Source organism: uncultured Anaerococcus sp. (assembly GCF_963510915.1).
In the GTDB taxonomy this organism is placed as follows: Bacteria; Bacillota; Clostridia; order Tissierellales; family Peptoniphilaceae; genus Anaerococcus.
Genome location: NZ_CAUPHG010000010.1, coordinates 1 through 11562, shown reverse-complemented (window position 1 = coordinate 11562; position 11562 = coordinate 1). Strand labels below are relative to the sequence as shown.

Annotated in this window: 14 protein-coding genes; 13 read left to right on the top strand and 1 reads right to left on the bottom strand. The window is 30.5% G+C overall.

What is annotated here, in order from left to right; genetic code table 11:
- Window positions 1-4 precede the first annotated feature (4 nt).
- From aspS to RQ893_RS01815, 9 genes are all read left to right on the top strand, one after another.
- Window positions 5-1753 carry an aspartate--tRNA ligase gene (aspS, locus tag RQ893_RS01855; protein WP_311481349.1) on the top strand — a complete coding sequence of 583 codons (1749 nt, stop codon included), beginning with the start codon at window positions 5-7 and terminating at the stop codon, window positions 1751-1753.
- A 7-nt stretch (window positions 1754-1760) separates the two neighbouring features.
- Window positions 1761-2177 carry a SoxR reducing system RseC family protein gene (locus RQ893_RS01850; protein ID WP_311481348.1) on the top strand — a complete coding sequence of 139 codons (417 nt, stop codon included), beginning with the start codon at window positions 1761-1763 and terminating at the stop codon, window positions 2175-2177.
- 32 nt (window positions 2178-2209) lie between these two features.
- On the top strand, window positions 2210-3526 hold the full coding sequence (gene der, locus RQ893_RS01845; protein ID WP_311481347.1) for a ribosome biogenesis GTPase Der: 1317 nt from the start codon (window positions 2210-2212) through the stop codon (window positions 3524-3526).
- Complete coding sequence (gene plsY, locus RQ893_RS01840) at window positions 3526-4104, top strand: glycerol-3-phosphate 1-O-acyltransferase PlsY (protein ID WP_311481346.1); 579 nt, start codon at window positions 3526-3528, stop codon at window positions 4102-4104. Before der ends, plsY begins: the two co-directional genes overlap by 1 nt.
- Before the next feature lie 8 nt (window positions 4105-4112).
- Window positions 4113-5096 carry an NAD(P)H-dependent glycerol-3-phosphate dehydrogenase gene (locus tag RQ893_RS01835; protein ID WP_311481345.1) on the top strand — a complete coding sequence of 328 codons (984 nt, stop codon included), beginning with the start codon at window positions 4113-4115 and terminating at the stop codon, window positions 5094-5096.
- 62 nt (window positions 5097-5158) lie between these two features.
- Window positions 5159-5728 (top strand): cell division protein SepF, encoded by a 570-nt coding sequence (locus tag RQ893_RS01830; protein ID WP_311481344.1) that lies wholly within the window; start codon window positions 5159-5161, stop codon window positions 5726-5728.
- Between the two features lie 26 nt (window positions 5729-5754).
- A complete protein-coding gene (locus tag RQ893_RS01825; protein ID WP_311481343.1) occupies window positions 5755-6522 on the top strand; it encodes a YlmH/Sll1252 family protein in 768 nt (255 codons plus the stop codon).
- On the top strand, window positions 6519-6959 hold the full coding sequence (lspA, locus tag RQ893_RS01820) for a signal peptidase II (protein WP_311481342.1): 441 nt from the start codon (window positions 6519-6521) through the stop codon (window positions 6957-6959). Before RQ893_RS01825 ends, lspA begins: the two co-directional genes overlap by 4 nt.
- Window positions 6946-7617, top strand: a complete 672-nt coding sequence (locus tag RQ893_RS01815) for a uracil-DNA glycosylase (RefSeq protein WP_311481341.1) — start codon at window positions 6946-6948, stop codon at window positions 7615-7617. The genes lspA and RQ893_RS01815 overlap by 14 nt, the downstream gene beginning before the upstream one ends.
- Here RQ893_RS01815 and RQ893_RS01810 read toward each other — a convergent pair.
- Window positions 7611-8519: a ribonuclease H-like domain-containing protein gene (locus tag RQ893_RS01810; protein WP_311481340.1), complete on the bottom strand. Its 909-nt coding sequence runs from the start codon at window positions 8517-8519 to the stop codon at window positions 7611-7613. The genes RQ893_RS01815 and RQ893_RS01810 overlap by 7 nt on opposite strands.
- 101 nt (window positions 8520-8620) lie before the next feature.
- Between RQ893_RS01810 and RQ893_RS01805 the strand changes: the two genes are divergently transcribed.
- The 4 genes from RQ893_RS01805 to RQ893_RS01790 form a co-directional block, all read left to right on the top strand.
- Window positions 8621-9730 (top strand): cysteine desulfurase family protein, encoded by a 1110-nt coding sequence (locus RQ893_RS01805; RefSeq protein ID WP_311481339.1) that lies wholly within the window; start codon window positions 8621-8623, stop codon window positions 9728-9730.
- The gene (gene thiI / locus RQ893_RS01800) at window positions 9730-10893 is read left to right on the top strand and encodes a tRNA uracil 4-sulfurtransferase ThiI (protein ID WP_311481338.1); all 1164 of its coding nucleotides are present in this window, start codon (window positions 9730-9732) and stop codon (window positions 10891-10893) included. The genes RQ893_RS01805 and thiI overlap by 1 nt, the downstream gene beginning before the upstream one ends.
- Before the next feature lie 96 nt (window positions 10894-10989).
- Window positions 10990-11301: a 50S ribosomal protein L21 gene (rplU, locus tag RQ893_RS01795; RefSeq protein WP_311481337.1), complete on the top strand. Its 312-nt coding sequence runs from the start codon at window positions 10990-10992 to the stop codon at window positions 11299-11301.
- A partial coding sequence (locus tag RQ893_RS01790; protein WP_311481336.1) for a ribosomal-processing cysteine protease Prp occupies window positions 11301-11562 on the top strand: 262 nt, incomplete at its 3' end. The genes rplU and RQ893_RS01790, both read left to right, overlap by 1 nt.

Genomic DNA, 11562 nt, shown 5'->3' with positions numbered 1-11562 from the left:
AAGTATGGAATTTAAAAGAACACATATGTGTGGTAGCCTAAGGATTGAAGACTTAGGCAAAGAGGTAGTTCTAATGGGTTGGGTTGCTAAAAAACGCAATCTTGGCTCTTTAGTGTTTATAGATTTAAGAGATAAAACTGGTATTACCCAAATAGTTATCAGAGATGACGATAAAGATAATTACGAAAAAGCACGTCAAATCTCTGCCGAGTATGTCCTTGAAGTTAAGGGAAAAGTTTTTGAAAGAGAAAGCAAAAATTCTGATATCCCAACTGGTGATATAGAAATAATTGCTGATAAGATAAATATACTTGATAAAGCAAAAACTCCACCAATCTATATCAAAGATGACGATGACGTTAGTGAAAATTTAAGATTGAAATACAGGTATCTTGATATGAGAAAACAGTCAGTCCAAAGAAATCTTAAATTAAGATCTGACATAGTTAGGTCAATGAGAGAATATTTCTATGAAAATGACTTTACTGAAGTGGAGACTCCATTTTTAACAAAACCAACACCTGAGGGAGCGAGAGACTACCTCGTACCATCTAGAATAAATGCAGGTAAGTTTTATGCCTTACCACAATCACCACAATTGTTAAAACAAATCCTTATGATAGGATCTCTTGATAGGTATTTTCAAGTTGTAAAATGCTTTAGAGACGAGGATTTAAGAGCAAATAGACAGCCTGAATTTACCCAACTAGACCTTGAGATGAGTTTTTCTAATCAAGACGATGTTATTGCAATGAATGAGGGACTTTTAAAAGTATTATTTGATACTTATACAGATTATGACCTAAAACTTCCTATTAATAGAATGGATTATAGTGAAGCAATGGAATCCTATGGTTCTGATAAACCAGACCTAAGATATGGTTATAAGATTAAGGATGTAACTGACCTATTTGTTGATAGTGAGTTTAAGGTATTTGCAGATAATACAAGTGATGGCAAGTCTGTAAGGGCAATTAACTTTACTGGTCTTGAAGAAAAATATTCTAGAAAACAGCTAGATAAATTAACAGATTTTGTAAAAGATTACGGATTAAAAGGCTTGTCATATATCAAATTTAATAAAGACATGCAATCATCAATAAAAAAATTCTTATCTGATGATGTTATTAATGGTCTAAGAGAAAAATTAGATGCAAAAGATGGAGACCTTATTTTCCTTGCAGCTGATAAGGATAAGACAGTGCTTGAAGGTCTAGGTGCTTTGAGGGTAAAAATTGCCAAGGAAAATAATCTTTATGAAAAAGAATATGCCTTAACATGGGTAGTTAATTTCCCAATGTTTGAATACAGTGAAGAAGAAGATAGGTATGTAGCCCAACACCATCCTTTCACAATGCCAAATGAAGAGGATATAGATTTACTTCTAACTCAACCAGAAAAAGTAAGAACCCAAGCTTATGATATTGTCATAAATGGTGATGAGATGGGAGGAGGTTCTGTAAGAATTAACAATTCAGACCTACAAAAGAAAGTTTTCGAAGCTCTTAAATTAAGTGATGAAGATATACAAAATAAATTTGGATTCTTTATTGAGGCTTTACAATATGGTACACCTCCACATGCAGGTCTTGCATATGGTCTTGATAGGTTATTAATGCTTTTTGCAAAAACTGATAACATAAAAGACATAATTGCATTTCCAAAAACTCAATCAGCAACTTGCCCATTAACTGAGGCACCAACTATAGTTGATGATAAGGCGCTAGAAGAATTAAATATTAAGTTGAGGTAACTTTTAAATGTCATTGACTAAAGAGGGGATAGTCCTCGAAAATAACAAGGGTCATTTAAAAATAAAAGTGGATCGAAATAGTGCATGTGGATCATGTGCAGCAAGTGCTTCTTGTGCAGAAAGAAAAACAACTATAATAGAAATCTTTTCTGCTGATAATATAAACGTAGGAGATAAGGTCATATTAGAAAGTGATGCTGGAGAAATTAATAAAATATCTGCCTTAGTTTATACTATTCCTGCAATTTTAGTAATGATAGGTGCTGTAGCACCATCATACTTATTAAAAAATACTGGATATGATACTAATCTAATAAGTTTGGGAGCGGTTATTTTTATGTTATTCCTATCAGTATTATTTATCAAAAGGCTTGATAAGAATGCAAAAAAAGAATTTCTCATGAAGGTTAGAAAAGTTTATTAAATAATGATTTTATATCAGAACTGGAGAATATTATGGCTTTACCAATAGTAACCTTAGTAGGCAGGACTAATGTAGGCAAATCTACATTATTTAACCGCCTAGTTGGAAAAAGAAAATCAATAACAGAAGACGTTTCTGGAGTCACAAGAGACAGGATAGTTGATAAGGCTGAGTGGCAAAATAACGAGTTTTTGCTTGTAGACACTGGCGGAATTGATATATCAAGCAAGGACATGATGAATGTTGAAATAAGAGGCCAAGTCGAAAAAGCACTACTTGAAACAGATTTAATCTTATTTGTTGTTGATGGCAAGGAGGGTATAAATCCCCATGACGTTGATATAGCAAATGAGATTAGAAAATATAATAAACCTGTGATTATTGTTGCAAATAAGGTAGATAATATGAAAATACCAGACGACCTTTATGATTTTTACACATTTGGTTTTGATAATCTTGTAATGATTTCTGCAGAACAGGCCAAAGGGTTGGGTGATCTCTTAGATTCTGTTATTTCTTTTATTGATTTTTCGAAATATGAAAATCTTGAAGATGAAACAAGAATAGCAATCATAGGAAAACCTAACGCTGGCAAGTCTTCTTTAGTTAATCTTTTGCTTAACGAAGAAAGGATGATAGTTACTAATATAGCTGGTACTACCCGTGATGCTGTTGATTCATACTGGACCTATAATGACCATAACTATGTTTTAATAGATACAGCAGGTCTTAGAAGAAAATCTAAAGTAAAAGAAAATATTGAATATTATGCCAACCAAAGAACTTTTGATGCTGTAGATAGTGCCGATATTTGTTTGTTTTTAATTGATGCAACTGTAGGTGTAACAGAACAAGATGCGAAGATCGCTGGCTACGCCCATAATAATAAAAAAGCAATGATAATTGCTGTAAATAAATGGGATTTGGTTGAAAAAGAGACAAACACTATGGCAAATATGGAAAAGGAAATAAGAAATACTTTATCATTTGCCACATATGCACCAATAGTTTTTATTTCGGTTAAAGATAACGCAAGGATTGATACCTTACTTGATATGATAGAAGTCGTAGATAATAATTATAGGATGAGAATAAAAACAGGTGTGTTAAATTCTATTTTACAAGATGCTATGTTACTTAATCAACCGCCTCAAGATAAGGGTAAGAGACTTAAAATTTATTACATGAGTCAAGTGGGAACATGTCCACCAAAATTCTTGCTATCAATTAATGATAGGGAATTATTGCATTTTTCATATACAAGATATTTAGAAAATCAAATAAGACAAAATTATTCTTTAATAGGAGTACCTTTTAGCTTTGTATTTAAAGAACATGGGGACAAGTAATGATGTACTTGGTTATTGCTCTTATATCGTACATTTTAGGTAGTTTGCCTTCTGGTTATTATATAGGCAAATATGTCTATAAAAAAGATATAAGGACTATGGGTTCGGGAAATATAGGAACTACTAATGCAATGAGAAATTTTGGAAAACTTGCTGGTATAATAACTTTTTCTTTAGATTTCTTAAAGGGTGCTCTGGCTTGTTTGATAGCTAATAAAATTGCTGGTGAAAAATATATTTATCTTGCTATGCTTTTCGTAGTACTAGGACATATGTATAGTTTTTTACTTAATTTTAAAGCAGGCAAGGGCATAGCAACAGTGTTCGGTGCATTAGTTTATATAAATCCATTATTTGCCTTATGTATGTTTGCTGTGTTTTTTGTGATAGTCTTGGTATCAAGAATAGTATCGTTGGGATCTGTTTGTGTTTGCTTAGTTGCTATAATCGCAAGTCTATATAAATACGGATTAAGCTCCTTTAGTTTAAGCCTTTCACTTATTGCTATTATTATAATTGTTAAGCACAAGGATAATATTAAAAGGCTTTTAGCTGGGCAAGAGAAAAAAATATTTTAGGTGATAAAATGACAATTTCAATTTTAGGTGCTGGTTCATGGTCTACTGCAATAGCAGATTTGCTTGCAGAAAGGGAAGATGTTCTTATTTATGCAAGAGATGAAAAAATTATATCATCTATTAATAATGATCATGTAAACTCAAAATATTTTCCAAATAATAAATTAAGGAATAATATAAAAGCCACTAATGATTTTACTGAGATTTTTAAAAATAAATATATAGTAAATGGTATCCCGACCCAACAAGTTAGAAATGTTTTAAACCAAGTAAAAAACTTTCTAACTGATGACCACGTTATAATAAATTTATCAAAAGGCTTGGAATTGGGTAGCCATAAAAGAATTTCTGAAATTTTTCATGATTTTAATAAAGAAATTTCTTTTGTTGCTTTGAGTGGGCCATCTCATGCAGAAGAAGTCATTCTAAAAATGCCAACAACAGTAGTTTCAGCTAGCGAAAATATTAATCTTGCCAAAGAAATTCAGAACATTTTTGTAAGAGATTATTTTAGGGTGTACTCATCAAATGATTTGGTAGGCGTTGAGCTTGGTGGAGCTATTAAAAATATTCTAGCTTTTGGCATAGGTATAGCTCAAGGGCTTGGTTATGGTGATAATGCTAAGGCTGCTCTTATGACAAGAGGAATTCATGAAATGAGCAAATTTGCAGCAGAATTCGGCGCAGAGCCAAAAACAATAAGCGGACTTGCGGGTATAGGTGATTTAATAGTAACCGCTACAAGCAAGCATTCAAGGAATAATAGAGCGGGAATCCTTGTAGGTGAAGGACTTAGCCTTGAAGAACTACAAGACAAGATACACATGGTTGTTGAAGGAATACCTACAACTAAATCTGTTTATGAACTTGCAAAAGAAAAAAATATCGAATTGCCTATAACGAATGAGATTTATCAGGTGCTATTTAATAATAAGGCTTGTGATGAATCTGTAAAAGATTTAATGGTTAGAGATATAAAAAGCGAATTTTAATTTTTACTTATTTTAGATTTAGTATATAATAGTAGTAGATAAACTTGCAAAGGATGATAAAAATGTTTGACAAATTTAAAGAATTCATTGGTATAGATGATAATTATGATGATTATGACGATGATCAGATGTATTATGATGATGAGGACAAGAAAACAGATGAAAGTAGGACAAGAACAACCTATAGTGATTTACTAGATGATAGTAAGGATAATACTTATGGTTTAAGCTCATTTAAGCCTAGTAAATCAAATTTTTCTGATGATTATTCTTTTAATAATTCATTCAAAACAGAAAATACTGAAGATAATGTTGTAAGTATTAATAGTAGCAGTAGCTTTACCAGGAGTAGTAATATGAGAATATCCATTCAAGAACCTTTAGACTATGATAATGATGGCCCAGTGATTATAGAAGAAATTCTTAAAAATAGGGTTGTAGTTTTAAATTTAGAAATGGTTGATAATGATTTAAGAATGCGACTTTTTGATTTCGTTAGTGGAGCTGTTTATGCTCTAAAAGGTAATATGAAGAAGGTTACTAAAGGAATTTTTGTTATCACACCAAATGGAGTTGAAATTGATTCTTATGTAGCTGATCAGATAACAGAAGGAAATTATAACCAACTATAGATCGATTAATTCGATCTTTTGTTTTTATGGCGTTATTGTATAATTTAGATCATATTATTGATAAACAGAAAAAAACTAATATAAAAAAAGCCTTATCTATCTTAGAGAAGGCTTTTTACAGGAATATTGAGGTAAGAAGTTTCTTCTTGGACCCTTTCGAACAAAAAATTATTTCAGATATCGCTAAGAAAAACTCTATCGATATTTATTTTTTAGGTGGTAATCCTGACGCTGAAAGAAAAATTTTTGTTGCAAATTATTATTATGAACCTCTTTACGCACCAAATTATCTAAGTGTTTTAGAATTTAGTGCCGAAGATATACACCATCCAGATGTTTTGGGTGCACTTTTAAGTTTAGGTGTTGATAGAAATGATATAGGAGATATATCCATTCTTGATAATAAAGTTCAATTTGCATTGAGCATTGATCAAGCGAGTTTTGTTGAATTTAACCTAACAAAAATTAAAAATAATAGCGTAAAAATGAATCTTAAAGAAGATGCTAAAATAGATATAAAAAAACCTAGCTATGAAATGAAAAAGGGGTTTGTATCTAGTTTAAGGATTGATAATATCCTTAGTTTATTTCTTTCGACTTCTAGAACAAAGGCAAAAGAAATTGTAAATTCCAGACTTGTTAAGATTGATTTTCAAATAATTGAAGACCCTTCGTATCAAGTAGATGAAGGAAGCCTCATTTCTGCAAGAAAGTTTGGTAGATTTATTTTTGATAGGGTGGATGGTCATAGCAAAAAGGGTAATTATCTCATTAGATATAGGAAAGTAAAATGATATATATATTAATCGTAATCATTGGTCTTGTTTTAGACAGGCTAAGTAAGGTATATGCAGTCAAAAATTTTATAGAAAGTCCAATACAAGGTTCTATAATTAATCTCACATATTTAGAAAATAGGGGAGCAGCTTTTGGTATTTTGCAAGATAAAAGACTATTCTTCTTGCTTATTACCATAGCAATAGTTTGTTATTTATTATATTATTTTTATAAATCATATAAAACAAATCCTATGATTTTAAACATAAGTCTATCTATGATTATTTCAGGAGCTCTAGGTAATTTCTATGATAGATTTGTAAATGGATATGTAGTAGATTTCATAGAATTTTCTTTTTTTTCTTTTCCAATCTTTAATGTTGCAGATATTTTTGTAAGCATCGGCTGTGCATTAATGATTATATATATAATTTTTCACTATGAAGATAAATAACGACTGGGATTATATTTTAAAAAATGAATTTGAAAAACAATACTTCAAGGATATAGAATCTTTTTTAGATAAGGCATACAAGGAAAAAAACATATTTCCACCAAGAGATGAAATATTTAAAGCCTTGAACCTATCTTCTTTTGAGGATACGAAAGTCGTTATCCTAGGTCAGGACCCTTACTACAATTATGGGCAGGCGGAAGGTTTGTCTTTTTCTGTTAAAAAAGGGGTTAAACTGCCTCCATCTTTAAGAAACATATATAAGGAACTGGAAGATGACTTAGGCATTGAACCTTCAAATAACGGCTCATTAATTTCCTGGGCAAAACAAGGAGTTTTGTTATTAAATTCAAGTTTTACAGTAGAAGAAAAGAAACCAAACTCACATAAATCTATAGGTTGGCAAATTTTATCGGACAAGATAATATCAATATTAAATGAAAGAGAAAAACCTTTGGTTTTTATTTTGTGGGGGAATTTTGCAAAGTCTAAGAAAAGTTTAATAACAAACCCTATACACTTGCTAATAGAATCGGCCCATCCATCACCATTATCTGCTAGACATGGATTTTTTGGATCTAGGCCATTTTCAAAGGCAAATAAATTTTTAAAAGACAACAATATTAAAGAAATCGAATGGAAAATAGAGAATCAATAGTGATTCTCTATTATTTTTTTACAAAGATTTAACAGATTTTTGTAATTATAGGTCGAATTTTCTTTAATAATAAGTAATTTATCATTAATATTAATTTCTGAATCATTCTTAATATCAAAATTATTGATGCTCACATACCCATTATCATTATCGTTAAGACGTCCATATAATACTTGTAAGTTTAGGATTATAGATCTTTTGTTTATGATAACTTGGTAGTTGTTTTCAGCAACATAGAGGTCTTTTAGTGTGTTTTCTGATCTGAATTCAAAGTTTCCGATGTCTTTATTTATATTGGCATTAAAAATACAAAACTTGCCAATTTTGCTATTAATGCTTAGCGTTTTTAAATAATAATTTTCTAAATCTGATAGGGCTTCTGTTGCAATAAGATCATTTTCGTTGTGTTTAAGTATAGGATAGGGTTTATCTCTTGTAAGACAATCTTCTGTTAATTTGCTAATTGCCTTATAACGACTCGGATCTTTTCTTTCTATTCCGATTAATTTTTCCATATCTATGAGTTTCGTAGACTCATAAGAAAAAAATTTTGAATACCATTTTATTATCTTATATATATCTAAGCATTCTGACGGAAAAATAGGGAAAAGTTCATGAGCTATTAACCTTGAATTTAAAAAAGGAATATCAAAAATATCGCCATTAAAGGTAATAATTCGCTTCTTACTAATTTCTCGTAGATAAATTTCTAGTAATCTTATTTCTTCATTATCATTTTCAGCAAAATATTGATAAATATAAGCTTTTTCACCCTCTTTTTTTACTAGACCTAACAGAACTAATTTATCCCTTTTAAAATCAAGACCGGTAGTTTCTATATCTAAAACAAGATCTTTTTTATTTATTTTTTCTCCCTTAATTTTAATTTTCTTGCTTATCATATTTACATTATACTATTAAAGATATGTTTATTTTAGTAATAAGAGGTCCTTTCTTGTAATCTTCACAAGCTCTAATATAATATTATAATTAAGGAGTATATATGATATATTTAGATAATGCTGCTACTACAAAAATGTATGATGAAGCTCTTGAAGCTTATGTAGATGTTTGTAAAAATCATTATGCAAACCCTAGTGCTCTTCATTCATATGGTATGCAAGCTGAGAACCTAATTAAAAATACAAAAAAATATATAGGTAAATTGATATCTGCAAGTGAGTCTGAAATATTTTTTACAAAATCTGCAACAGAATCTAACAATATAGCAATTAAATCTTTTGACGGAGCAGCTATTACAAGCAAGATTGAACACTCTTCAGTTTTTAATACCTTCAAAAACTCGAATTTTAGTGATATAAGATTTGTAAATAACGATAAGTATGGCTTTATCGAAGAAGAAAATCTTAAAAATAAACTTGACAATAATATAAGTTTTGTTTCTTTTATTTATGTCAATAATGAAATAGGCACAATTCAAGATATAAAAAAGCTTTCAAAAATTATAAAAGATTATAATAAGGATATTGTGATTCATATCGACGCGACTCAAGCTATGGGAAAAATTTCTTGTGATGTTAATTCTCTTGGTGTTGATATGATGAGTTTCTCTGCCCATAAATTCCATGGACCAAAACAATTAGGTGGTCTCTATATTAGGAAAAATATTCAAGGGAAAATAAAACCTATTTTAGATGGTGGTTACCAGGAAATAATCTCATCTGGCACAAATAACCCACCTGCTATTTATGCTTGTGGAATCGCTCTAAGAAAGCAGGTTGAAGCTAACGAATATGCTTATATTGAGGAATTAAACCATTATTTAAGGCTATTGATTGAGGAAAATATTAAGGATACATATATTATTTCACCTCTAGAATCTTCATCTGCCTATATTTTGGATGTAGCTTTTGCTAATATAAAATCCGAAGTTCTTCTTCATATGTTGGAAGAAGAGGAGATTTATGTATCAAGCGGTTCAGCATGCTCTAAGGGAGATTACAGTAGAATTCTATCAGCCTTAAATATTGATAAAAAGTATATGGATGGGGCGATTAGATTTTCTTTTTCTGGTGATATAACCAAAGAAGATTTAGACTTTACTGTAAAAGTATTAAAAGAAAGTATTGAAATAATAAGGATGGTAATATAATGGAATGGATGTTAGCGGTAAGTTTTGGAGAAATATTTCTGAAAGGAAAAAATAGACATATATTCTACAAGACGGCTATTGAAAATATAAAAAGAAATTTAAGAGATACCCCCTATAAAGATATGTATTCTGAATCGTCTAAGCTTTATATAAGAGCTGATGAAAAAGATTTTGAAAAAATAAAAGATAATATTTTAAAAGTATTTGGGATTTCCTATGTTGCTTTTGCTATAAAAACTGAAAAAAATCTTGAAAGCATTTATGAAGCTTGCAAGGTTGATCTTGAAGAATATTTTTCAGACAGGCCTTACACTTTCAAAGTCGAGACTAGAAGAACTGATAAGTCATTCGCTTATAAGTCACCAGAACTATCTGCTAAAATTGGTGGATGTATCCTAAGAGATTTTCCAAATTTAAAGGTAGATGTTCATAACCCTGATTTTAAAGTTTTTATTGATATCAAGGATAATGTTTATGTTTATTCTAAGAGATTTGAAGGTCTTGGGGGGCTGCCAATAGGATCATCTGGTAGGGGACTTTTACTCTTATCTGGCGGTATTGACTCACCAGTTGCAGGTTTTATGGTTGCAAAAAGAGGAATGAAAATAGATTGTATTCATTTCCATTCTTATCCATTCACCTCAAAAAGAGCTCTTCAAAAGGCTATTGACCTTGCTGAAATTATGTCTGCTTATACCGGCAAAATGAGGATTTATTCCATAAATCTTGCAAATATCTATAAGGCAATCAACCAAAATTGTGATAGACGTGAAACAACAATCTTATCTCGTAGATTTATGATGAGAATTGCAAATAAAATTTCAAAGGCAAATGATTATCAAGCTTTGATTACAGGAGAATCACTAGGACAAGTAGCAAGTCAAACAATAGAATCAGTTGCAGTGATAAATGATTCTTCAACTCTTCCTATACTTAGACCCCTTATAGCAATGGATAAAAAAGATATTATTGATATTTCAATTAAAATAGGTTCTTACGAAAAATCAATAGAACCATATGATGATTGTTGTTCAATATTTGCTCCTGATAATCCTGTTACAAAACCAAAGTTAAATTATATAAAATTATCGGAAGAAAATCTAGATATAGATTCCTTAGAAGATGATGCAATATCCAATATGGAAATTATTGAAATTGCTTGACAAAGAGATAATAGAGGGTAATATATATCAGTAGACCGCTCAGTTAGGGTTCTGATCCCCGAATGCTGGCGAGAATATTTAAATAGGAGGCTTTCCATGTACGCAATTATTAAGACAGGTGGAAAACAATACAAAGTATCAGAAGGTGACTTAGTAAGAGTTGAAAAACTAGCTTACGAAGTTGGTGAGACTGTAGATTTTGATCAAGTACTATTAGTATCTGACAACGGTGAACTAAAAGTTGGTTCTCCATTATTAGAAGGAGCTAAGGTATCAGCAACAGTTGAAGATCAAAATAAAGATAAGAAAATTGTGGTTTATAAATATAAACCTAAAAAACAATATAGGAAAAAACACGGCCACAGACAACCTTATACTTTAGTAAAAATTAATAGCATAAGTCTTTAATGATTAATATTGATTTATTAATCAATAAAAAAGACGAAATAGTAGGTTTTGAAATCAAAGGCCATGCCGAATATGATGAATACGGCAAAGACCTTGTATGTTCAGCTGTAACTATTCTTGCCTATAGCTGTGTAAACAGTCTTGATAAATATATCGATGACGTCACATTTTCTGATGATGAAATAACCATGTCAGTAGAAATTAAAAATCCAAATAGGGATACGGATGTCATTTTTGATTATTTTAAGACAGGGATTGAAA